The following is a 22,314-nucleotide window of genomic DNA, read 5'->3' as shown; positions in this document are numbered from 1 at the left end:
ACCCCTTCGATCATGACTGCGAGCGCCGACGGCAGCGTGACCTCTGCCACCCCGGTCCTCCTCCCCATCATGGCGCCGCGCCTGCAGGGGGATTTCCACCCCGAGGGCACCATGGCGCTTTCCCTCTGGGGCGCCGGCAAGCTCGCCACTATTTCGCTTACCCCACTCTCCGGCCCCTTCGTTTACGGCCCTAACAGCGTCACCGGCGCCACCGACTCCGTGCATGTCGCCCAGTCCGCCCCCGCCATGGTCATCCGCGGCGTCCGCCTGCTGCGCGCCACCCCTGCCCCCCGCGCCTCGTGGTGGCAAAACCCTGCCAGCCACCTGCCCGCCTCGAAAGTCGAGCGCTCCGGCCAGCAGCGCATCGGCACCCTCGCCTGGGGCAATTTCATCGCCGAGCAGCGCGGCGACGATCTGGTCCTCACCGTCGGCACCAATCTCGCCGAAGCCCAGTCCGCTCTCACCCTCAGCGTCGATGCCATCATCGCCGAAGCCGCCGCCTACAGCCTCCGCTGCGACCGCCTGCCCGAGGCCGATCCGGTGCTGCGGTCCATGGTGATCCAGGGCACCCACGCCGCCCTCTCCTCCATCCGTCACGACCAGCACGGCGATTTCGCCGGCCTCGCCGCCGGCCAGTCCTACAGCGCCCCCGCCCGCACCTATTTCCGCGACGGCTACTGGACCCTGCAGCCGCTCCTCACCCTTGCGCCCGATGCGGTAAAAGCCGAACTCGCCCTCCTCGCCAAGGGCGTCCAGCCCGATGGCGAAGCGCCGTCCGGCGTCATCCTGTCCGGCCCGGCCCAGGCCGTCGCCTGGGACCATTTCCGCCGCAACGATCCGCGCTATTCCGAAGAACACAGCCGCGAGGGCGACTGGTGGAGCGACCACTTCGACAGCCCGCTCTTTTTCATCCTGATCCTCGGCGACTACGTGCGCGCCACCGGCGATCTCGACACCGCAAAACTCCACTGGTCCACCGTCGAAGCCATCCACGCCCGCTATCAGGGAGCCTCCGGCCCCGATGGCCTTCCCCGCAAGCCGCACCATGATCGCGACTGGGCCGACAACGTCTATCGCGGCGGCCTCGTCGCCTACGATCTCGGCCTCTGGGTCGGCGCCCTTGACGCAATCGCCGAACTCGGCGCCACCATCGACCCCGTTCGCGCAGCCGCCGCCCGCGCCGAAGCCAAAATCGCCCGTACCAACATCGATCCCGCTCTCTGGATCGAACCCGCCGGCAACTACGCCGATTTCATCAATCCCGATGGCTTCATCGAGGACCACCTGACCCTCGATAGCCTCACCCTGCTGCGTTACCACGCGGTGCCCGAGCCCCGCGCGCTCAGCATGCTGGAACGCGCCCGGCAGTGCCTCGAAGCCCGCCACAACACCGCCCAGCCCTATGGCGACTGGGGCGTGCTTTGCGCCTTCCCGCCCTTCAAGCGCGCCCGCGACATCCGCTCCAAGACAGCTTTTCCCTACCGCTACCACAACGGGTCCGACTGGCCCTATCTCGATGGCCTCTACGCCGAGGGGCGGCTGAGCCGTGGCCTTGGCGGCGCGCGCTACGCCCTCACCCGCTGGTGGGAAATGTGCCTCGCCAACGGCTGGGCCGGCGCCGTCGAATACTATTCGCCGCCCTATGGGCGGGGATCGCTGCTCCAGGGCTGGAGCGGCTTACCGGCACACGTGGCGGTCACCTACCGCGACGTTCTGCTCGGCGAGGTAGGTGAGCCCGCGTCAAACGCTCTCGTCCTGGACGAGGCACAAGGAGGACCACAATGAACTTCATCAAGCACACCACGCTAGCCTTGGTGGCGGCGGCGGCGCTCGCAACGCCCGTCATCGCCTCCGAGCTGCAACTGGGTTGGTATGTCGACGGCGACGAGCAGGAGCAGGCGCTCCGCGGACTGCTGAACGAGTACACCAAACTGCACCCCGAGACCACTTTCGACCTGCAGATTACCCCCTATGACGGCATGTCCGAGAAGTTCCGGCAGTATGCCGCTTCCGGCATCATGCCCGACGTGTCGCTGACGTCCTCGATGGAGCCGGTGGTGCGTCCCTTCCTCGTCGACTGGGCCGAGGTGAACGGCAAAGAGTGGATCGACCAGTTCGTCAAGGGCTGGGCCGACGGCGCCAAGCTTGGCGACAAGGTGATCGCCGCGCCGCTCGATGTTACCGCCGTGGGCATCTTCTACAACGCCGACGCCTTCGCCAAGGCCGGTGTCCCACTGCCCCAGCCCGGCGTCTCTTGGGACGAGGTCCTGCCGGTGCTGAAGGACGTCTCCGAAAAGGCGGGCGTTCGCTTCCCGCTGGTCTGGGACGTGTCGGCCCACCGCTATCTCACCTACCAGTTCCAGTACGGCAACCACATCTACTCCGAGGACGCGCCGATCAAGGTGGCCATGGACGATGCGAGCTGGGTCACGGTGCTCAAGCAGTTCGTCAAGATCACCGAGGACTATATGCCGCCGGGCCTGTGGTCCGGCTCGAGCTCGGACAAGCCCTACGACATGTTCATCAACCAGCAGGCCGTCGCCTACATGTCGGGCAGCTGGCAGATCGGCAGCTTCAATGACAACGCCACGTTCAAGTGGCAAGCTGGCCCGACCCCCAAAGGGACCGTGTCGTCGTCGAACGTGGGCGGCAACTACCTGGTCGCCTTCAACACTTCCAAGCACCTCGATGAAGCCAAGTCATTCGTGACCTGGATCACCTCCCCCGATGTTCAGGCCGAGTATGCCAAGGTCTTCGGCCTTCTCCCCGCCAACAAGCTGGCGCCTGCCGTTGCCTATTCCAGCCCGGATGCCGCCGCGGCGGTGAAGGGCTTCCAGGCCGACCTCGAAAACTCGCCGCGCTATGCCGCGACCGACCAGGCCTGGCCGGAAATGCAGGCCGGCGTCTGGGACGCGGTCAAGAACAGCGTCACCCAGGTCGTCGCTGGCCAGGTGACACCCGAGGAGGCTATTGCCAGCCTGCGCGCCGCCGCCGAAGCTGCCATCACGGCAGGGCAGTAACACCATGAGCACGGGCGATCGGAGGCAGTACAGGGAACCGGGCAGGCTGACGGGATTTCTTCGTCTCGTTGGTCAGGCCAGTTGGCCCTACCTTCTGCTGCTGCCGACGGTCGCCCTGCTCCTGGCATTCACGCTCTATCCGCTGCTGCAAGGTCTGTGGATGAGCCTGTTCCGTCGTGGCCTGGTGGTTGTGGCGCAAGTGCCGGAATCGACGCCGGTCTTCGTGGGGCTGGACAACTACCTCAAGCTGATGAGCGACAAGGACTTCGTCGTGTCACTTGTCCGCACCATCCTATTCGTAACGGTGGCGGTACCTCTGCAACTGGCGGCTGCACTCGGGCTGGCGCTGCTGTTGGCCCCGCAGTCGCGGTTCAACTCGGTTGTCCGCACCATCGTATTCTTTCCCTCGATGATCTCCGGCCTGATCATCGGCGTCATCTGGGCTTGGCTGTTTGCGCGTAACAGCGGCCTGGTCAACTATGGGCTGTCGCTCGTCGGCGTCCCAGCCGTGCCATGGCTGGAACAGGACCAGTTGGCGCAGGCAGCAGTCGTGGTGGCCTGGGTCTGGGGTGGCGCCGGCTTCAACATGATGATCCTGATCGCCGGCCTGACCGCGATCCCGAGGGACCTGTACGAGGCCGCCGCGATCGACGGCACCAGCCGCTGGCGGACCTTCACGCACATAACCCTGCCCCTGCTGCAGCCCTCCGTGGTCGTGGTGGTGGTGCTCGGCGTGATCGGCGCCTTCCAAGTCTACGAGATCGTGGTGTCGCTGACGACGGGGGGACCGGGACGCGCCACGGTGTTCCTTGTGCAGAACATCTACGAGACTGCGTTCAAGAAACCCAATCAGGCGGGGATCGCGGCGGCGCAGTCCGGCGTCCTGTTCCTCATCCTGATGGTGCTCACCATCATCCAACTGCGTATTGCGCGGAGACGCTGATGACCCTGCTTCGCTCGCCCGGACGCATCGCCGCCTTCGCCGCCGTCCTGATCGTGTTCATCCTGCCGCCGCTCTGGCTGCTGCTGTCGGCGCTGAAGCCGCAGGCGGAAATCTTCCAGTGGCCGCCCTCGCTCCTGCCCGAGCACTTCACGCTCGAGAACTTTGAGCGGACGATGAGCCGCGCCAATTTCGGCAACTACTTCCTCAACTCGGCCTTCGTGTCGGTCACTTCGGCGTCCCTCTCTGTCATCATGAGCGTGATGGCGGGCTATGCGCTCGCCAAGTTCCGCTTCAGGGGCGACACGCTCGTCTTCATGGTAATCATGTCTGCCGTCATGGTGCCGTTGCAGATCGTGCTGATCCCGGTGTTCCTGGTGCTGCGTGACCTGGGCCTGCTCAATACCCTCTGGGGCCTGATTATCGCTCCGGCGGCGACCCCTACCGGGGTATTCCTGATGCGGCAGTACATCACCAACATTCCCGACAACCTGCTCGAGGCGGCGCGCATCGAGGGAACGCCGGAGTGGCGCATCCTGCTGCGCATCGTCGTACCGTTATGCCTACCCGCCATTGGCACGCTGTTCGCCTTCAACCTTGTCTGGCGCTGGAACGACTACCTATGGCCGTTCCTGATCATCACCCAGCAGGAGCAGTGGACGGTGCAACTGGCCATCGCCAATTCCATCGGTCGGTTCTCGATCAACTGGCCGCGCCTGTTGTCGATGACCGTCCTTTCGGTCCTGCCGATGCTGGTGATCTTCATCGCCCTCCAGCGCACGCTGATGAACGGCCTGATGGCCGGGGCCACCAAGGAATAGCCGGCTCCGACTTTTGTTCAGCGTTCACACAAGCTTGACACTACTTTCAGGCCGCTGTTGCGTTTAACAGACATGCTGCGGCCCTAATTTCGAAGTCGGGTCAAAACCGTCAGCAGTCTCCTCGAACAGCGCTAGGTCAGCACATGGAACAGCGTTCCGACGCATTGGTAGTCTTCGGCGTCTCCGGCGACCTCGCGCACAAGATGATCCTGCCCTCGCTCTACCAGATGGTCCGGCGCGGTCATCTCAACGAGCCAATCATCGGCGTTGCCCTCGATGACTGGACGCACGAGCAACTTGTCGCCCGTGCTCGCGACGCCGTTACCCGGCAGTTCACCATCATCGACGAAGCAGTGTTCCAGCGTCTCGCCGGTCTCCTCCGCTACGTCAGCGGTAACTACAAGGAGCAGGCTACTTTCGACAAGCTCAAGGCCGCGCTCGGCACCAGCAAGTCGCCCCTCTATTACCTCGCCATCCCGCCCTCGCTGTTTGGAAGCGTCGCAGAAGGTCTGTCGCAGGCCGGCATCGCCACCGGCGCCCGGCTCATGGTCGAAAAGCCCTTCGGCCGCGATCTCGAGACCGCCCAGGCGCTCAACCGCGACCTCCACAAGGTGTTTGAGGAAGACGCCGTCTTCCGCATCGATCATTTCCTCGGCAAGGAAGCCATCCAGAACCTGCTCTACCTGCGCTTCGCCAATGCCTTCATCGAGCCGCTCTGGAACCGCACCTATGTCGAGAGCGTGCAGATCACCATGGCCGAGGATTTCGGCATCAAGGGCCGCGGTAAATTCTACGACGAAGTCGGTGCCATCCGCGATGTGATCCAGAACCACCTAGTCAATGTCCTGCTCCTCCTCGCCATGGAGCCACCGGTCACCAGCGCATCAGACGATCTCAGCGACGAGAAAGTCCAGGTGCTGAAGGCCATCCGCCCCCTCGGCCCCAGCGAAGTGGTGCGCGGCCAGTTCGAAGGCTATCTGCAGGAGCCGGGCGTCGCCCCCACCTCCCATGTCGAGACCTTCGCCGCCGTCCGCCTCTTCATCGACAACTGGCGCTGGAAGGACGTCCCCTTCTACATTCGCGCCGGCAAGTGCCTGCCGGTCCGCGCCACCGAAGTGGTCGTGCGCTTCCGCCGCCCGCCGGTCGCCATGTTCGATACCGTCGGCCCCGACGAGGCGAACTATGTGCGCTTTCGCCTCGGCCCGCAGGTGATGATCGGCATCGGTGCCCGCCGCAAGGCGCCCGGCAGCCAGATGATCGGCGAAGCCGTCGAACTCGCTGCCCTCGATGACACCACCGACGACATGCTCCCCTATGAGCGCCTCATCGGCGACGCCATGGATGGCCGCCGTCAGCTCTTTACCCGGCAGGACGCGGCCGAGCTCGCCTGGCGCATCGTTGAACCCATCCTCGACGACCCATCGACGCCCGAAACCTATGCGCCCGGGACCTGGGGCCCCGCCACCGCCATGGAGGGCTTTGCGCCTCCCGGCGGCTGGGTCGATCCCGCGGCCTGAGGAGAACCCCTGATGAGTGACGAAATTCTCGCGATCGACGTCGGCGGTTCCCACGTCAAGATCCGCTCGAGCGCCGGCGGCGATGAACGCCGCATTGACTCCGGCCCAACCATGACCGCCGCCGCCATGGCCGATGCTGTCGAAAAGCTCGCAGACGGCCTCGCCTACGAGCGGATCTCCATCGGCTATCCCGGCCCGGTCGTCCACAACCGCATTCTCGCCGATCCGCACAACCTTGGCGCCGGCTGGGTCGGCTTCGATTTCGCCGCCCGCTTTGGCAAACCGGTCAAGCTCTTTAACGACGCCCTCATGCAGGCCATCGGCAGTTACGACGGCGGCCGCATGCTCTTCCTCGGCCTCGGCACCGGTCTCGGCGCCGCCATGATCGTCGACAAGGTCGCCCAGCCCATGGAAATCGCTCACCTGCCCTACCGCAAGGGCCGGACCTTCGAAGACTATCTCGGCGAGGCCAGCCTCGAAAAGCGCGGCCTCGCCAAATGGCGCAAGCACGTCTTCGAAGTCACGGCCATGCTGGTCGCGGCGCTAGAGCCAGATTACGTCGTCATCGGCGGCGGCAATGTCGAACACCTCAACCAGCTGCCGCCAAAAGCCCGCCGCGGCGACAACGCCTACGCCTTCGATGGCGGCTTCCGCCTCTGGACCGATCCGGAGCTGCGGGTGTGACACCGATGGATCCGGTCACGCCCCAGCCCGCCGCCCCCCGCGATGGCGCGCTCGACCCCACTTGGTCGTCGAGCGACAAGGATATGGTCACCACCGCGCTCGGCACCTCGCGTGTCTGGGCCACCCTCGGCCACGGCATCCTCAACGAGGTCTACTGGCCCTCGACCGGCAGCCCGCAGATCCGCGACCTCGGTTTCATCGTCGCCGACAGCAAGGGCAACTGGCACGAGCTGAAGCGCGTCAACCGCTACCTCCTCTCGCTCCCCAAGCCATACATCCCCCTGCCACACATCGTTCATGACGGCGACGGCTACCGGCTCGAACTCGAAATCCTGCCCCATCCGCTGCGCGACGCCATCCTCATCAAATACGCCCTCACCGGCGATGACCTGAAGCTCTACGTCCTCCTCGCTCCCCACCTCAACGGCGAGCCCAACACCGCCACCGCCGGCGCTGACCTCGCCGCACGTGATGGCCGCGCCGCGCTCTGCCTCTGCGCCGACCAGGGCTTTTCCCGCACCAGCGCCGGCTTCGTTGGCGCCTCCGACGGCTGGCAGGATTTCGCCCGCAACAGCGCCATGACCTGGCAATACGCCACCGCCGGCGAAGGCAATGTCGCGCTGACCGGCGAACTCGCCGCCAGCAGCGGCACCCTGGCGCTCGGCTTCTCTGAATCTCCCGAAGGCGCCCACACCCTCGCCCGCTCCAGCCTCGCCGACGATTACGACGAAACCCGCGACCGGTTCGTTGCCCAATGGCAGGCCTGGGGCGATACGCTGCAGGTCCCCCAGACCGCCCCCGAGTTCCGCCAGATGGCCGAGCGCTCGGCTATGGTGATCAAGGTCCATGGCGACCGCACCTATGCCGGTGCCCTCGTCGCCAGCCTCTCCGTCCCCTGGGGCAGCAATCACAACGACGCCGGCGGCTACCACCTCGTGTGGACCCGCGATACCGTCGAGGCCGCCTTCGCCATGGTTCTCTGCGGCCAGTACGAAGATGCCGGCCGCACCCTAGATTACCTGATCGGCACCCAGAACGACGATGGCAGCTGGGCCCAGAACTACTTCCCCGACGGCCGCACCTACTGGCACGGCGGCCAGCTCGACGAAGTCGCGCTGCCCGTGCTGCTCGCCGCCAAGCTCAGGGAAGTCGGCCACCTCACCAGCGGCGCCGCGGTCTCGCACATGATCCGCACCGCCATCGGCTACATCGTCCGCAACGGCCCGATGACCGACCAGGACCGCTGGGAAGAAAACGCCGGCGCCAGCCCCTTCACCCTTACAGTCGCAATCTGCGCGCTGGTCGCCTCCGCCGATTACTTCCCACCCGCCGAACGCGACTATCTGCTCTCCCTCGCCGACTGCTGGAACGAGCGCATCGAATCCTGGACCTTCAGCACCGACGGCCACCTCGGCCGCGACCTCGCGCTGCCCGGTTACTACGTGCGCCTCTCCCCCCGTCCGTCCGAAGGCGGCCTCACCGGCCTCATCACCCGCCGCAATGTCCATCACGGTGAAACACCCGCCGGCGACCTCATCGGCCTCGAATTCCTCTATCTCGTCCGCGCCGGGCTGCGGCGCGCCGATGATCCGCGCATCCGCGACACCGTCCGCCTCGTCGATCAACTGCTGCGCGTCGAGACCCCCTCCGGCCCCTCCTACTATCGCTACAATGGCGACGGCTATGGCGAGCACGCCGACGGCACCCCGTTTGACGGCGTTGGCATCGGCCGCCCCTGGCCGCTGCTGACGGGCGAGCGCGGCAATTTCGAAGCCCTCGCCGGCGGCGATGCGTCGAACTACCTCGACGCCATGATCCGCATGGTCGGCCATGGTGGGCTGCTGCCCGAGCAGATCTGGGATGGCGCCCCCTTGCCCGACCATAACCTCTTTCCCGGCAAGCCCACCGGCAGCGCCATGCCGTTGGTCTGGGCTCATGCCGAGTTCATCAAGCTGCTTTCCCTCAGCCACACCGGCCGGCCCGCCGAACTCCTCACCGCCATCGAGAACCGCTATGGCGGAAAATCCCCCATCGCCACGTGCTGGCACTGGCGGGAAACCTCGCCTTTCACCTCCATCACGTCCGGCAAGTCACTTTCAATAGAAAGCTCTGCCTCCTTCACGCTCCACTTCGGCTTCGATGGCTGGCTTGACGCCACCGACCGCGTCTCCACCGCAAACGGGCTCGGGATCTACCAAGTCGTCCTCTCGCGCGACGACCTTGCCAACCGCAACGCGCTCGATTTCACCTTCCAGGCCGCCAATGGCACCTGGCAGGGCATCGACTTCCGCATCGAAATCCAGCGCGTCTGACCAGACCCCATCGCGTCGCGCCGGACCCACTTACTCGGACAAAGACCGCTACATGATCCGCATCGCTTCGCTTGACCGCCTGCTCGAAACCCTGCGCGAGACCATCTTCACTCCGACGGCAACCTCGGTGCCGCTGCGTTTCCGCGCCGCCGCCAATGCCGATCGCGCCGCCGCCATCGCCTCGGATCGCAGTGACTGGGTGCCGGTCGACCGCGATCTGGTCTGGGGCGAACCCGATGGCTACTACTGGTTCGGCGGCCGCGTCACCATCCCGCAAGAGCTCGCCGGCAAGGCGCTGTTCGCGCGCATCGAGGCGCAGTTCGGCTCCGTCATGGGCCGCAGCGACCCCCAGCTTCTGGTGCGGATCGACGGCAAGATCACCAATGGCGGCGATGGCAACCACCGCGAGTTCCCGCTCACCGCCTCCGCCGTCCCCGGCCAGAGCTTCGACATCCTCATTGAAGCCGGCACTATCGAAAACCGCCGCCAGCTCGGCTTCGCTATCGTCCTCTCGGTCCACGATCGCCTCGCCGAGGAAACCTACTACGACCTCAAGGTCCCCCTCGATGTCGCGCGCCTCTTGAAGCCCGACGATGCGCGCCGCACCCGGCTCCTCGCCCATATCGATGCTGCCCTGAAACTCATCGATCTCCGCCCCGGCAACCCTGAGCGCTTCGCAGACAGGCTCACCGCAGCCCGCGTCCGCGCCGACGCCCTCTATGCGGACGCCGATGCCGACGCCATGCCCACGATCGTTGCCACCGGGCACACCCATATCGACGTCGCCTGGCTCTGGCGCGTGCGCGAAACCCGCCAGAAAATGGCCCGCTCCATCGCCACCGCGCTCAACCTCATGGAGCAATATCCCGACTACCGCTTCATGTATAATCAGGGCCTGCTGCTCGATTATCTCGAACACGACTATCCCGAGTTGTTCGAGCGCATCAAAGCCAGCAAGGCTGCCGGCCAGTTCGAGATCGAGGGCGCCCTCTGGCTTGAACCCGACGTCAACATCTCCAGCGGCGAGTCCCTCGTCCGCCACATCCTCCACGGCGTGCGCTACCACCAGCAAAAGTTCGGCGTCACCCCGCGTATCGTCTGGCTGCCCGACACCTTCGGCTATTCCGCTGCCCTGCCGCAGCTGATGGCGCTGGCCGGGCTCGACATGTTCGTCACCCACAAGCTCAGCTGGAACGACACCAACCGTATGCCCTACGAAGTGTTCCACTGGCAGGGCATCGACGGCACCAAAGTGCCCGCCTACTTCCTCACCACCCAGAAATACGAATACGACGGCATCAACACCACCTATTGCCCCGATCTGGTCCCGAGCCACGTCCTCGGCACCTACAAGCGCTTCAGCCAGAAGGGCACGCTCGATGAGCTCTTCCTCGTTTACGGCCACGGCGATGGTGGCGGCGGACCGACCCGCGGCATGCTGGAAAACGTCCGCCGCATGGAGCGCGGCATCCCCGGTTGCCCCAAAGTCGTCCACGACAAGATGGGCCCGTTCTTCGCCCGCCTGAGCGAGCGCTTCCTCAAGGAGCCTGAGCGCTTCCCCACCTGGGTCGGCGAGCTCTATCTCGAATATCACCGCGGCACGCTCACCTCCGTCGCCAAGAATAAACGCGCCAACCGCCTCGCTGAAACCGCCCTGCGCGAACTCGAAACCCTAGCCGTGCTCGCCGCCAACACTGGCGCCCCCTACCCCGCCGCCGAACTCTGGGACCTGTGGCAGATCGTGCTGCTCAACCAGTTCCACGATATCCTCCCCGGCTCCTCTATCGGCGCCGTCTATGACGACAGCGACCGCGACTATCAGCGCTTCTTCGAGACCGCTGCAGCTCTGGCCGAACGCCTCGCCGCGCCCCTCGCCGCCGCCGGCCAGCACCTCGTCCTCAACGTCCTCGTCCGCCCCCGCTCCGGCCTCGTCGCCCTCCCCGCAGGTTTCGCAGCGGTCAGCGACGACACCGCCACCATCGCCGGACAGGTCGTCGTCCGCGCCGACGGCACCACCGACATCGTCGCCCCCATCGACGCCATCCCGGCGCTCGGCGGCCGCGCCGTCAGCCTCCTCACCGAAGCCCCAGCCCTCCCTGCGGCCAGCCAGTTCTCGATCTCCCCAACCCATCTCGAAAACGCCCGCCTCCGCGTCACCCTCGACGCCAAGGGCCGCATCACCTCGATCCTCGACAAGACGACTGGCCGCGACGCCATCCCGCTCGGCCAACTCGCCAACGCCTTCACCGCCCACCGCGATGTTCCCATCGATTTCGACGCTTGGGATATCGATGCCTCGATCGACGACCAGGTCTGGCCGATTGACCACCTGACCATCGCCGAAGTCGTTGAATCCGGCCCCTACCGCGCCGCCATCCGCCTCAGCTGGCGCTACGAGCACTCGACCATCACGCAGATCCTCGCGCTCGAAGCCGACGCGGCATGCCTCGATATCGATGGCTTCGTCGATTGGCACGAGCACCAGACGCTCTTGAAAACTGCGTTCCCGCTTGCCGTGCGCAGCGACCGGACTACGGCCGAAATTCAGTTCGGCCACGTCGCCCGCCCCACCCACCGCAACACCTCGTGGGATCAGGCGCGCTTTGAAACCAGCATGCAGCGCTGGGTTGATTTCTCCGAACCGGGCTTCGGCGTCGCGCTGCTCAACGACAGCAAGTACGGCTACGACGCTCTGGGCAATGTCGTGCGGCTGACCCTCATCAAGTCACCCATCTTCCCTTGGCCCGAAGCCGATCAGGGCGAGCATCGCTTCCGCTATGCCGTCCTTCTGCATGATGGCGATCCGGTCGCAGTGCACGAGGCTGCCGAAGACTTTAACCTCCCCCTCTGCCTCATCGCGGGCGGCAGCGCAACCGCCCCGACCAGTCCGTCACTCTTTGAGATCACCGGCAACGGCGTCACCGTCGAAGCCATCAAGCACGCCGAAGACGGCACCGGCATCATCGTCCGCCTATGGGAAGCCACCGGCCAGCGCCGCAGTGCAACGCTCACCTTCTCGACCCCCTGGCAAATCGCCGAAGCCGACCTACTCGAACAGCCCAAAAGCCGGCTAGCCGAGCGGACTACTCAGCTCGACCTCACCTTCACACCGTTCGAGATCAAAACTTTGAAGTTGCTAGCGTAATACCCCCAACCTCTCGATCGTCCCTTCCCCCCTCCGGGGACTTCGAGCCGTCCCGAAGGGCAAAAGGCGCCAGTGGCGCCTTTTGAGGAGAGAAGGCCATGAGAGCTACGCTCGAATGGCTGGTGCCCGAAGGGCGGATGAGGGGCTTCTGAGCGGCCCACCGGGACAAATCGGTCCAGTGGACCGATTTGAGCGAAGAAGGCCTTGAGGCCTATGGCCGAAAGGCACGCGACACCGGTGTCGCCCGCTCGAAGCAAAGCGACGAGCGACTGACGCCGAAGCGCCCTACCCGGCTCGCCGCTGGCTCAACTCGATCACCTCGGACTGCGCCATTTGCTTCCCCACCTTCAGCGCCTCATAGAGCGCCCCCGTAGCCAGCAACTGGTTGGCCCGCGCCACGCCTTCGCGCGCCTCGGGGCGGCTGGCGACCAGTGCCGCAGCCGCATCAAAATAGTCCCCGATCAACGTCACGAAGTCGTTCTTCAAATACATTTCCTGCAGCACATAGCGAAACCGCTGCAGCGGCTGGTCGTCTCCGGCCGCATCCAGCATCTCGTTGGCCCTCAGGATCGGCGCGTCACCGTCGATGTAGATGATGCAGGTCGATCGCGAATCCACCGTCATCCGCGTCGTGCCGATAAACACCGATTCACCTGGCTTCAGGGTCAGTTTCAAGGTCATCTGAGATAGTCCAGGAGGTTGAGGGACTGCACTTTGGCAAGCGCCGAGTAGGACGCTGACAGCTGCGTTTCGTAGCTGGAGAGCGTCACCGTGATCTGGGTGACATCGGCGTCCTTGAGGTCCGAAACTGCCGCAGACAGGAACGATTCGTAGTCCGATTGCCGCGATGTGGCCCGCTCCAGCGTGCCCGCATTGATCGATACTTTCGATTGCACGGCGATGGTCGCGTCCAGCGCGCTCAGCATCAGATCGTAGGACGACTGCAGCAGATCTGTATCCGTCGCGTCCGTCGCATTGGCGATCATGCCCAGCGCCCGGAATGCCTGCTCGAACGCCGAGTTGCCCGCCGTGACCCCGTAAGCGACGCTTTGGTCCCGCGAGATCTTCACCGTCGCGATGGCGTCATCGCCCTGGTAATAGTCCGTCGACACAGTGTCGGCATCCGGCACATACGCGTCGAGGTCGACCGGTGCCGTCGTCGTCCTGTCGCCGCCGAAAAGGTACCGGCCTTCGTAGCTGGTGTTGAGCAGCGAGGCGAGTTCATCCATGTAGCCGCCCGCGGCCGTCGAAAGTTCGGCTGCACTGGTAGCGTTGCTGTCCGCGCTCATCATCGAGGTCAGCTGGCTGCGGAACTCACTCATCATGTCTGTAATCGTCGACAGCGTGCTGTAGAGCACTTCAACGCGCCCCGAGGCCTCCTCGGTCGCATCGCCATAGCCCTTCGAAGCTTTCAGCGAGGCCTCGAGATCCAGTACCGTCCGGGTCGATGATCCGAGCCCGCCATAGTCCGTCGATATGACTCCGCTGGCCTCTTGCAGTTGCAGGTCGGCCATCCGCGCCTGCGTCAGCAGCGACGCATTCAACATTCTAGTGCCGGTGGCAAACGTCGCGACGCGCATCACCATGTCACGCCCCTCACGACTTCACCGCCGCGAGCAGCGCGTCGAACATGTCATTGAGGATCGAGAGTAGTTGCGCCGCCGTCGAATACTGCTGCTCCAGCTCGTTCAGCGCCGCAGTTTCCTCGTCGACATTGACGCCGGTAACCGATGACAGCGCATCGGAGCTGGTGTCATAGTCCGACTGCCGGTTTTCGAGCGTGCTGCTGGCGCTGCTGGCAGTTGTCGCCACCCTTGCAACAATCGCCGCCCCGTATTCGGCAAAGCTGGTGGTCTGCGCCCTCAGTCCGCCACTCGCCGCAAACGCGTGATCACCGCTCAACACGCTTTCGAGCGACTGCGCGAACGCACTGGAATTGCTCAGCGCGATATCGCCAGTCGCAATGTCATCGCTGGTGCTGAGCACCGCCGTCGAAAAACTGCCGCTCCCGCCGACGATATCGCTGCGCACCTTGATATTGGCCGCGCTGGTCCCAACCAGCAGGTCGTTGAGCCCGAAATAATCGGAGAACCCCTGCCCGCTGCTCCCCAGCGTGCTGTCGATATCGGCAACCGCCACGCCGTCGCCATTGCTCGCAGTAATCACCAGCTTGCCGCTGGCAACGCTCGCGCTCAGCCCCGAGATCGCGTTGATCGCACCGACCAGATCATCGACCGTATCGAGGTCATCGAGCTCCAGGTCGCTGTAGGATACGAGCGCCCCATCACTATCCGTGATCGCCAGCCGCAGCGTCCCGCTGGCATCGAGCGTGTCGCTCGCGCTCACCGCCACCGTCCCCGTCAAGCTCGACGGCGCCGGCACACTGCTCCCGGCATTGTACGCCGCATTGAGGCTGTCGATCAGCCCCGTCGCCAGCGTATCGAGGCTGTCCTGTACCGCCACCAGCACCGTGTCGCGCTGCTCGATCAGCCCCCCGATCGTGCCGGAATTGATCTCCGAGCTGATATCCTTGCCGTCGACAGTCACCCCCGCAAACACCGTATCCGCGCCGACCACCGCCGCTGGCGTATAGGTCAGCTTGTGCACCGTCCCGTCGACCAGCGTCGTTCCCGACGTCGTCGATACGCGCATCTCGCCATTGGCCCTGACGATGTAGGAAACATCGAGCTGAGTCGCGACCGTCTGTAAGGCCGTGTTCCGCTTGTCCTCGAGATCGGCAGTCGTCTGGCCCAAGGCCTTGGCCGCAACGATCTGCTCGTTGAGGTCCGAGATCGTTTGCAACGCCTCATTGGCAGTGTCGACCGCGTCTGCGATCCCCTCGTCCGCCTGCGCCCTCAAATCCTGCACAGTCGCGGAGGTCTCGCGCAGCTGGCTCGCCACCGCGTCGAGACTCTCGACTGCCAGTCCCTGCAGGGTGTCACTCTCCACTGTCCCCGACAGCGACGTCAGCGAAGTCAGCAGCGTCGAGATCGTATCGGATATCGAGGTGCCCGAGCCATCGCTGCTGGTCGTGCTGCCCAGCTGACTTTGCAGCGCATCGAGCTTGCCGTTAGTCGCGTTCGCCGCCCCAAGCTCCGAGGCAGCCGCGATCACATCGCGCAGCAGGAACTTGTCGACGTCGCTCTTGATCGCGGTGACCACCGTACCGGTGCCGGCCCCGCTGCTGGTCGTCGCCGCCTGGGTGGCTGTCTTTTTGGTGTACCCGTCCACATCCGCATTTGCGATGTTGGACGAGGTCACCTGCATCCGGACCTGCGTTGACGTCAACGCGCTGGTGGCAATGGACCGGATGGCGGAAAAGGACATCAGCCGGCGCCCTCAGGCCCAGTTCTTGCCGGCCGACTCGGCGAGCCGCCGCTGCCTGAGCGCATCAGCGCCATAAATCCCCGCCTGCCGCGGCTCATCGCGCAGCGCCCGCATGATCCCGTCGATCCGGCGGCGCGTCGCCCCCATCGCCATACGGATCCGCGAGGTGTTCTCGCCCATCATCGTCTTGAGCGTCTGCAGCCGGCTGACCAGCGTCGCGATATTGGCGGGGTCGGACGCCCCCATTGCCACTTCGCCGCTGCGGATGGCACCCATCCAGCCATCGAGTTCGTTGGCCAGCGCGGTCTTCCGCTCCACCGATTGCGCCAGCGAGGCCGGCATCCCCGACGACAGCAGGCTGTTTTCGGAAGCAATCACCGTCAGCAGTTCATCGAGCAGCGCAATGATCCGAACCATCTTGGCATCGGTGTCGGGTCGGGTGGCGGCAGTCTGCGGCAGGCTCATGAGCGTTTTCCCTTGGTCGTGCGATAGTGGGCATAGGCGGATACGGCGGTGATGCCGCGGGAGAGTGTGGCGAGTTCGGCGCTGACGGCATCGCGCTGTGACAGCAACCGCCCGGTAAGCGCCTGCAGTTCGGCTAACGCACCGAGCACCTGCGCCCTGGTCTCGACCGGCGCCGCCTTCAGCCGCGCCAGTTCGTTCCGGATTGTGTCGCTCATCGAACGGCCGACAGCAGCGTGTCGAACATCGACTTGGCCGTGGAAACGATCTGCGCCGCGCCCGAATAGGCCTGCTGCGCCGCCATCATCTTGGCGAACTCTTCGTTGGTGTCCGCCGTGCTGAGTTCGAGCTGGCTGCCGTAGATCGTCCCGGCCCCATTGGTCCCAGATATCCTCAGCGTCGCCCCGCCCGATTCCGAGGTCGCCTGGTAGATGCCGTTGCTCATCGCGCTGAGGCCGTCAGCGTTGGTGAATGTCGCCACCGGAATCTTGAAGATCGAGCGAGTCATGCCGTTGTCGTAAACGCCGCTGACCGTGCCATCGTCTGCGATCTCCACCCCGGTCAGCGTGCCCATGGCAACGCCGTCCTGCTTGGCCTCGAGGTCAACCGTCAGCGTATCGGTCCCCGCCGAATACTGGCTGAGGCCGCTGGCCGCACCGGCCGTGCCCAAATCGAGCGCCACCGAACTGCTGGCGGCGCCGGTCGTCCAGCTCCCGATCGTCAGCGTCGGCGAGGCCGGATCAGTGCTCGCCAGCGTGCCATCGGCATTGAATGTGATGGTGATCGGATCACTCGTGACGGTCCCCACCGTCTGCGTTGGATCCGACGCCAGCGTCGGGTCGGCAAAGCTTGCCGTCCAGGTGTTCTCGCCCGTCTTGGTCCACGTGACCTCCGACGTCGCAGCGGTACCCAGCGAGTCGTAGAGCTCCACCGAGCTGGTGAACGTCGCATTGGTCGCCGCATCTGCCGGCAGGTTGGCGATCATCGACATGGTGGTGGTTGGCGCCGCGATCGTCGAGATCGAGTCCACGTCCACCGGCTTCAGCCCGTTCGCCGTGGCGCTTCCGGTGATATTGCCGTCCGCATCCGTCGCCCAGCCGAGCAGGTAGTACCCATTGTTGGTCAGGTACCCGTCGCTGTCGACGCTGAACTCACCATTGCGGGTATAGTAGGCCGTATTGTCATCGGTTGCCCCCGAGACCGCGAAGAACCCGCTGCCCGAGATCGCCATGTTGGTCGAAACCGACGACGTCTCCAGCAGTCCCTGCCCCGAGACATTGGCGACACTGGAAACCGTCACCCCGCCCGCAGCCCCCGAACCTGAGGACATCGACCCGGCGAGCACGCTCGAAAAACTGGCTGAGGTCGTCTTGTAGCCAATCGTCGACGTGTTCGCGAGATTGTTGGAGACCATGGCGAGGGCCGAGCTTTGCGCATTGAGCGCTGAGACGGCCGAATTGATGGCGCTGGAAAGGGACATGGCGCTTGTCCTCAGACCGAAATGTCGAGGGCTGAGGCAATGCTGCTCAGCGTCGACGAAATGGTGGAGAGCGTCTCGCTGGTGTCGGCCTGCTGCTGGTAGCTGGCGAACGACACCATCTGGCTCATCACCTCACTGGTGTCAGTGGGGTTGAGCGGATCCTGGTTCTGCAACTGCTCGACCAGCAACTTCAGAAAGTCGTCGCTCGAAAAACTGCTGGAGCTGCTGGAGGAGGTTGAACTGGTGCTGGTCGTGCCGCTCGAGGCGACGGAAGTAATGCTCATGGCAAAGTCCCGGCATGTCCGGAACAGGCCAGAACTGGCCGGAAACCGGAGCTTTTGTTTCAATGGGCGTCACGTTTTGTGATGGTATTGAAACGGCCGGTGCCGGATTTTCAGGCGCAGGAAATCAGCTTTTGTCGGGTTTATTTGGCGGCTTGCGCAGGACGAAGTTGGCGATACGGTCCGCGAGGCCCCTGGGAGCCTTGATCCCGCTGGCGCTCGCCAGCAGCTCCTCGACCTGCCGGGCGGATTCGAACAGCTGGCGCGCCTCAGCCGATTGCGCCATCAGCGCCATCGCCGCCACCTGCTGCTGGGCCGGCCACTTGCCCAGGTCCGCACCATCGCGGTCGAGCGCGGCCTCGAACTCTTCAAGTGTCAGGATAGACATCCAGCCCCGCCCCTCGACACGGGAGGCGGCGGCCGGCCCGGTCACTATTTTTTCGGCGAGGGGCGCTCTTCGATGCTGATTTCCGCCATGCCGGCCGTCACCGCCCAGGCATTGCGCAATTCCAGGAGGCCCCGCCTGATCCGGTTATAATGCGCCGGCGCGTCCTTCTTCCCATAGGACGTGTGCAGCGCAATCATGTTTGTAACATAAGTTTGCTTGAGCGTAGCAGCAAGCGCACTTCCGTCCGCGCCGCCCACATCGAACCTGAGGTTCGCCGCTAGCCCCCTGAGGATCATCGAGGCGCGGGAAATGTTGATATAGGCCTCCTCGTGCCGCTTGGCTTCCGTGCCATCGATCGCCTGCCCGATGCGGCGCAACGCCTCGTCGTACAGCTTGACCACGGCCACCAGCGGATGAACCGTCGTCGCTGCGGTGCGGTAAGCGCCGATGGCATGCCTCATTGAATCACTCATGAAGAACTGTTCCAGGTATCGAGCAGGGTGGTAAGATAGTCCTGCATGGACTCTGCCTCTGAGATGGCGGCCTGCAGGGTTGCGTAGCGGTTGGTGAGGTTCGTCCGGTAGGTCTCGGCGCGCGACCGGATGTCGTCGCTTTTGTCCGTCAGATCGTCGTTGGTGTCACCGATATCGCTGATGATGGTGGTCAGCGTGCCGCTGGTCTCGTCGGTCGCCTCATCGGCAATGTTGTAGAGCAGTTCGGCGATGCCGGTCGTGAACGACACATCGACCGATTTGCTGCTCGATCCGGCATAAACGAAGGTAAACCCCTCATAACCGCTGCCCGTGGCGCCGATAATGCGGGTGCCGCTGATCGTGAACAGGGAGCTGTCCCCCCCTACCAATGCCGACGTGATCACCCCCGAGCTGTCGGTGACGATATCGAGTGTGAAGTCGTTGGGGACTTCAGTGCCGCGCGACAGCAGCAGCAGGCTCGCAGACGAGCTCTCCATCTGAAAGCTGAGCAGCGACTGGATCTCGTCGAGGCTGGAGAGCAGCGCGTCGTCCAGCGTGTCCTCGTCGAGTTCGAGATTGTTGGTGGAATCAAATGACAGCCCCAAGAGGGCCATGGTGTTGCTGCCGATCGACTCGCTGATGGCTGCAGTGACAGCAGCCGAGATCGTCCGCAGTGTCGAGTCACCGAACAGCACAGTGGTGTCGGCATTGTCGTCGCTTGGCAGTTGCTGCTCGGCATAGGCGAAGTCGCGATAGGCATTGTAGGCATCTACCAGCGCCACAATGGCGTCCTTGACCGAACTGAGATCGGTCCCGATCTCGACCGTGATTGAAGTGTCGTCGGGCGTCACCTGATAGAGGTGCAGTGTCACCCCTTCGATCACGTCGTCGATGTCGTTGGTGGTGCGCGTCACCGCGATGCCGTCGATCGAAAAGATCGCGTCCTGCGGCTCCTGCAGCACATCGGCAAAGTCACCGGCCTCGTCAGTGATCCCCAGTTCCGTCAGCAGGTCGTCACCGGACACCGCCTCGGCCACAATCGTGGTGCCGGTCGATGTCCCCGACAGCACCAGCTGATAGCTCGAACTCGATACCTTCAGCACACTCGCCTGCACCCCGGTGGCGTCGGACTGCGCATTGATCGCCTCGGCGACTTCCGCAAGCGTCATATCGCTGGTGATTTCGATTTCGGTCATCGTGTCCGTAGAGGTCCCCAGCGAAATGACGCCGTCATAGCCGAGGTCACTGGTCTTGCTCGACTGGCCCGCGCTGGTCACCTTGTGGGCGGTCGCGAGTTGGGTGATCGCCAGATCATAGCTCCCCATCGTCGCTCCGCTCTCGACGGTGGCAGACACCGAGCTCGAGGCATCGACATCTCCATTGGCCGTCAGATAGGCCGTCCGCGCGTTGAATACGTCGGTGCTGGCCTGCGACGATCCCGAAGGGGCCCGCAGCGCCTGCGCGGCCGTCTGCACGTCCGCCAAGAGGTCCGACAGGCTCTGGAAGGCAGCAGACTTCGCTTCGTTCTCGGTGATCTTGAGGTCAATCGAGTCGGCTTTGCTCAGCTTGGCCTGCACCGCCTCCTCGATCAGGCCGTCCCAGTCGATGTCCGACGTGGAACTGGTCGATCCCGAACTGGTGGTGCTCGACGTGCTGGTCGAGGACGAGAGCAATGATGCCGTGCTGCTGACGGATGATGTCATCTGGATCTCCGGCGGCGGCGAGCCGCTTTGGTCGGCTCGCCGCCAGCGCTCACTTCAACAGCCGTTACTGCAGCAGCTTGAGCAGGTCCTGCGGCATCTGGCTGGCCTGGGCAGCCGCAGCCACGGCGGCCTGGGTCTTGACCTTGGCCGATGCCAGCGCCGCCGATTCCGACGCCACGTCAGTATCGATGATGGCCGAGTTCGCAGCCGACAGGTTTTCAATGCTGGTGTCGATCTGCTCGGAACGGAAGCCAAAGCGTGATTCAAGGGCGCCGATGGAAGCCCGGGCGTTCGAGACACTGTCGATTGCCGTATCCAGTGCGTCGAGCGCGTCCTGGGCATCAGACTGTGTGCCCGTGGTCAGGCCGTCGATGCCAAGCGAAGCTGAATCGAGCGAGGTCAGGGTCAGGGTGATGACGTCGTCCGCGCTGGAGCCAACCATGACGTCCACGCCGGTGGCATTGTACTGGTCGGACGTGCCGTCGAGCAGGCTCTCGCCGTTATAACGTGTGCCCGTCGCAATGCCGTCAACTTCGTCGATGAGCTGGCTGAATTCGGCATCGATGTAGGTACGCTCGGTATCGGTCACCGTTCCGGACGATGCCTGCGAGGCCAGCGACTTCATGCGCTGCAGGATGTCCGAAATGTTGGACGCGCCGCCATCGGCGGTCTGCAGCACGGAGATACCGTGCGAGGCATTGGTCGCCGCCTGCGTCAGCGCCGTCACGTCCGACGAAATACGCGTCGAAATCGCGAGGCCGGCGGCGTCGTCAGACGCCTGCGTGATGCGCGAACCGCTGGCGAGCTTGCTCAGCGACGAGGTCTGCGCGGCCGAATTGATGTTGAGGTAACGAACCGCGGAATTGGCGGCGATGTTTGTCGAAATGACGGGCATGCGATCTCACTCCTTGAGACATCCGGAACTCACCCGACTTCGCAGGTGAGAGACGCAACAACGGGTCGCATCTGTCGGTTGAACGGCCGTCCCCGTTCAGTCAGGCGAATTTTATATTCGCCTTGAGGAGCTTATACTTAAATCTTCATAAACGAATCGCGGATCTCAGCTTCCGCGGTCATCAGAATCCGGCGAAGCTGCTGGCGTCCGCGCTTCAAAAGCGACTCCACCGCCATCACCGTCGTCTCCATGATCTCGGCGATCTCGGGGTTCGACAGGTCATCGTGGTACGAAAGGATCAGCGCAATGCGCTGCTGGTCCGGCAACTGCCCCATCGCCTGCTCGAGCATCAGGTTGACTTCGCCGGTGTGGATCGAGCTCACAGCATCCGGCTTGCCGTCCGCCATTTCCGGCGCAGCATCGATATCGGAGGTGCGCGGCCGCCGGCAGAGATCGAGGCAGCGGTTGGTCACCACGCGATAGAGCCAGGTCGAAAAGCGCGCCCGCCCTTCCTGCCAGCTCCCGCGATTGCTCCAGACCTTCAGCATCACGTCCTGCACCACATCCTCGGCGTCGGTGGGGTTGCGCAGGATCCGCAGCGCCAGGGCATAGGCCTTGTCGACATGCCGCTCGACCAGGCTGCGGAACGCCCGCTCGTCGCCCTCGCCAATTCGGCGCAGCAGGCTGTCGTCTTCATTGAGAGGACGGGTCGGAACTGGCGCGCCCGATACCACCACCGGATCATCGGTCACAGGCAGCTGGGCCGCAATTGCCATGTCGTCTCTCCCCAGTTCGAACCCATGTCCGGCACAGTCGCCAACACCGGGTCTTGCGGATTGAACGGACGACAGCGCTAATTCAGGCGC

General features: G+C 64.3%; 20 protein-coding genes. 8 read left to right on the top strand and 12 right to left on the bottom strand.

What is annotated here, in order from left to right; all coding sequences use genetic code 11:
* Window positions 1–9 precede the first annotated feature (9 nt).
* The 8 genes from ACO06J_RS01955 to ACO06J_RS01920 all read left to right on the top strand — a co-directional run bounded on the left by ACO06J_RS01955 (window position 10) and on the right by ACO06J_RS01920 (window position 12,439).
* Complete coding sequence (locus ACO06J_RS01955; protein WP_421762426.1) at window positions 10–1,785, top strand: glycogen debranching protein; 1,776 nt, start codon at window positions 10–12, stop codon at window positions 1,783–1,785.
* On the top strand, window positions 1,782–3,020 hold the full coding sequence (locus ACO06J_RS01950) for an ABC transporter substrate-binding protein (protein WP_421759018.1): 1,239 nt from the start codon (window positions 1,782–1,784) through the stop codon (window positions 3,018–3,020). The genes ACO06J_RS01955 and ACO06J_RS01950 overlap by 4 nt, the downstream gene beginning before the upstream one ends.
* Window positions 3,021–3,024: 4 nt before the next feature.
* Window positions 3,025–3,963 (top strand): carbohydrate ABC transporter permease, encoded by a 939-nt coding sequence (locus tag ACO06J_RS01945; protein ID WP_421759017.1) that lies wholly within the window; start codon window positions 3,025–3,027, stop codon window positions 3,961–3,963.
* Window positions 3,963–4,781, top strand: a complete 819-nt coding sequence (locus ACO06J_RS01940) for a carbohydrate ABC transporter permease (RefSeq protein WP_421759016.1) — start codon at window positions 3,963–3,965, stop codon at window positions 4,779–4,781. The genes ACO06J_RS01945 and ACO06J_RS01940 overlap by 1 nt, the downstream gene beginning before the upstream one ends.
* 143 nt (window positions 4,782–4,924) lie before the next feature.
* A complete protein-coding gene (gene zwf / locus ACO06J_RS01935; protein WP_421759015.1) occupies window positions 4,925–6,298 on the top strand; it encodes a glucose-6-phosphate dehydrogenase in 1,374 nt (457 codons plus the stop codon).
* Between the two features lie 12 nt (window positions 6,299–6,310).
* Window positions 6,311–6,982, top strand: a complete 672-nt coding sequence (locus ACO06J_RS01930) for an ROK family protein (RefSeq protein ID WP_421759014.1) — start codon at window positions 6,311–6,313, stop codon at window positions 6,980–6,982.
* A 5-nt stretch (window positions 6,983–6,987) separates the two neighbouring features.
* Window positions 6,988–9,294: a glycoside hydrolase family 15 protein gene (locus ACO06J_RS01925; RefSeq protein WP_421762425.1), complete on the top strand. Its 2,307-nt coding sequence runs from the start codon at window positions 6,988–6,990 to the stop codon at window positions 9,292–9,294.
* Window positions 9,295–9,346: 52 nt separating this feature from the next.
* Window positions 9,347–12,439, top strand: a complete 3,093-nt coding sequence (locus tag ACO06J_RS01920; RefSeq protein WP_421759013.1) for an alpha-mannosidase — start codon at window positions 9,347–9,349, stop codon at window positions 12,437–12,439.
* 285 nt (window positions 12,440–12,724) lie between these two features.
* Here the strand turns inward: ACO06J_RS01920 and ACO06J_RS01915 are convergent, their stop codons facing one another.
* From ACO06J_RS01915 to ACO06J_RS01860, 12 genes are all read right to left on the bottom strand, one after another.
* Window positions 12,725–13,120 carry a flagellar biosynthesis repressor FlbT gene (locus tag ACO06J_RS01915; protein WP_421759012.1) on the bottom strand — a complete coding sequence of 132 codons (396 nt, stop codon included), beginning with the start codon at window positions 13,118–13,120 and terminating at the stop codon, window positions 12,725–12,727.
* On the bottom strand, window positions 13,117–14,025 hold the full coding sequence (locus tag ACO06J_RS01910) for a flagellin (RefSeq protein ID WP_421759011.1): 909 nt from the start codon (window positions 14,023–14,025) through the stop codon (window positions 13,117–13,119). Before ACO06J_RS01910 ends, ACO06J_RS01915 begins: the two co-directional genes overlap by 4 nt.
* Window positions 14,026–14,035: 10 nt before the next feature.
* Window positions 14,036–15,766: a flagellar hook-associated protein FlgK gene (gene flgK, locus ACO06J_RS01905; protein ID WP_421759010.1), complete on the bottom strand. Its 1,731-nt coding sequence runs from the start codon at window positions 15,764–15,766 to the stop codon at window positions 14,036–14,038.
* Between the two features lie 12 nt (window positions 15,767–15,778).
* On the bottom strand, window positions 15,779–16,231 hold the full coding sequence (locus tag ACO06J_RS01900) for a hypothetical protein (RefSeq protein ID WP_421759009.1): 453 nt from the start codon (window positions 16,229–16,231) through the stop codon (window positions 15,779–15,781).
* Complete coding sequence (locus ACO06J_RS01895) at window positions 16,228–16,446, bottom strand: hypothetical protein (RefSeq protein ID WP_421759008.1); 219 nt, start codon at window positions 16,444–16,446, stop codon at window positions 16,228–16,230. Before ACO06J_RS01895 ends, ACO06J_RS01900 begins: the two co-directional genes overlap by 4 nt.
* The gene (flgE, locus tag ACO06J_RS01890; protein WP_421759007.1) at window positions 16,443–17,708 is read right to left on the bottom strand and encodes a flagellar hook protein FlgE; all 1,266 of its coding nucleotides are present in this window, start codon (window positions 17,706–17,708) and stop codon (window positions 16,443–16,445) included. The genes ACO06J_RS01895 and flgE overlap by 4 nt, the downstream gene beginning before the upstream one ends.
* 11 nt (window positions 17,709–17,719) lie before the next feature.
* On the bottom strand, window positions 17,720–17,992 hold the full coding sequence (locus tag ACO06J_RS01885) for a flagellar hook capping FlgD N-terminal domain-containing protein (RefSeq protein ID WP_421759006.1): 273 nt from the start codon (window positions 17,990–17,992) through the stop codon (window positions 17,720–17,722).
* A gap of 124 nt (window positions 17,993–18,116) precedes the next feature.
* Entirely contained in the window at window positions 18,117–18,377 is a 261-nt protein-coding gene (locus ACO06J_RS01880; protein ID WP_421759005.1) for a hypothetical protein, read from the bottom strand.
* A gap of 44 nt (window positions 18,378–18,421) precedes the next feature.
* Entirely contained in the window at window positions 18,422–18,850 is a 429-nt protein-coding gene (fliS, locus tag ACO06J_RS01875; protein ID WP_421759004.1) for a flagellar export chaperone FliS, read from the bottom strand.
* Window positions 18,847–20,553, bottom strand: coding sequence for a flagellar filament capping protein FliD (fliD, locus tag ACO06J_RS01870; RefSeq protein WP_421759003.1), 1,707 nt, complete (start codon window positions 20,551–20,553; stop codon window positions 18,847–18,849). The genes fliS and fliD overlap by 4 nt, the downstream gene beginning before the upstream one ends.
* Window positions 20,554–20,617: 64 nt before the next feature.
* Window positions 20,618–21,448 carry a flagellin gene (locus tag ACO06J_RS01865; RefSeq protein WP_421759002.1) on the bottom strand — a complete coding sequence of 277 codons (831 nt, stop codon included), beginning with the start codon at window positions 21,446–21,448 and terminating at the stop codon, window positions 20,618–20,620.
* A 137-nt stretch (window positions 21,449–21,585) separates the two neighbouring features.
* Entirely contained in the window at window positions 21,586–22,224 is a 639-nt protein-coding gene (locus tag ACO06J_RS01860; RefSeq protein ID WP_421759001.1) for an RNA polymerase sigma factor, read from the bottom strand.
* Between the last annotated feature and the right edge of the window lie 90 nt (window positions 22,225–22,314).

It is taken from the genome of Devosia sp. (assembly GCF_965229025.1).
GTDB lineage: Bacteria > Pseudomonadota > Alphaproteobacteria > Rhizobiales > Devosiaceae > Devosia_A.
Note: the sequence above shows the minus strand (reverse complement) of the source record. Positions and strands in the feature narration are given on the sequence as shown.

Excerpts from the sequence above, each read along its gene's own strand:
- ACO06J_RS01860 (WP_421759001.1), bottom strand. The coding sequence starts at position 22,224 with ATGGCAATTGCGGCCCAGCTGCCTGTGACCGATGATCCGGTGGTGGTA.
- ACO06J_RS01940 (WP_421759016.1), top strand. The coding sequence starts at position 3,963 with ATGACCCTGCTTCGCTCGCCCGGACGCATCGCCGCCTTCGCCGCCGTC.
- ACO06J_RS01900 (WP_421759009.1), bottom strand. The coding sequence starts at position 16,231 with ATGAGCCTGCCGCAGACTGCCGCCACCCGACCCGACACCGATGCCAAG.
- ACO06J_RS01910 (WP_421759011.1), bottom strand. The coding sequence starts at position 14,025 with ATGGTGATGCGCGTCGCGACGTTTGCCACCGGCACTAGAATGTTGAAT.
- flgK (WP_421759010.1), bottom strand. The coding sequence starts at position 15,766 with ATGTCCTTTTCCGCCATCCGGTCCATTGCCACCAGCGCGTTGACGTCA.
- ACO06J_RS01945 (WP_421759017.1), top strand. The coding sequence starts at position 3,025 with ATGAGCACGGGCGATCGGAGGCAGTACAGGGAACCGGGCAGGCTGACG.
- ACO06J_RS01950 (WP_421759018.1), top strand. The coding sequence starts at position 1,782 with ATGAACTTCATCAAGCACACCACGCTAGCCTTGGTGGCGGCGGCGGCG.
- ACO06J_RS01885 (WP_421759006.1), bottom strand. The coding sequence starts at position 17,992 with ATGAGCATTACTTCCGTCGCCTCGAGCGGCACGACCAGCACCAGTTCA.
- ACO06J_RS01915 (WP_421759012.1), bottom strand. The coding sequence starts at position 13,120 with ATGACCTTGAAACTGACCCTGAAGCCAGGTGAATCGGTGTTTATCGGC.
- ACO06J_RS01880 (WP_421759005.1), bottom strand. The coding sequence starts at position 18,377 with ATGTCTATCCTGACACTTGAAGAGTTCGAGGCCGCGCTCGACCGCGAT.
- ACO06J_RS01920 (WP_421759013.1), top strand. The coding sequence starts at position 9,347 with ATGATCCGCATCGCTTCGCTTGACCGCCTGCTCGAAACCCTGCGCGAG.
- ACO06J_RS01930 (WP_421759014.1), top strand. The coding sequence starts at position 6,311 with ATGAGTGACGAAATTCTCGCGATCGACGTCGGCGGTTCCCACGTCAAG.
- ACO06J_RS01865 (WP_421759002.1), bottom strand. The coding sequence starts at position 21,448 with ATGCCCGTCATTTCGACAAACATCGCCGCCAATTCCGCGGTTCGTTAC.
- ACO06J_RS01925 (WP_421762425.1), top strand. The coding sequence starts at position 6,988 with ATGGATCCGGTCACGCCCCAGCCCGCCGCCCCCCGCGATGGCGCGCTC.
- fliD (WP_421759003.1), bottom strand. The coding sequence starts at position 20,553 with ATGACATCATCCGTCAGCAGCACGGCATCATTGCTCTCGTCCTCGACC.
- fliS (WP_421759004.1), bottom strand. The coding sequence starts at position 18,850 with ATGAGTGATTCAATGAGGCATGCCATCGGCGCTTACCGCACCGCAGCG.
- ACO06J_RS01895 (WP_421759008.1), bottom strand. The coding sequence starts at position 16,446 with ATGAGCGACACAATCCGGAACGAACTGGCGCGGCTGAAGGCGGCGCCG.
- zwf (WP_421759015.1), top strand. The coding sequence starts at position 4,925 with ATGGAACAGCGTTCCGACGCATTGGTAGTCTTCGGCGTCTCCGGCGAC.
- flgE (WP_421759007.1), bottom strand. The coding sequence starts at position 17,708 with ATGTCCCTTTCCAGCGCCATCAATTCGGCCGTCTCAGCGCTCAATGCG.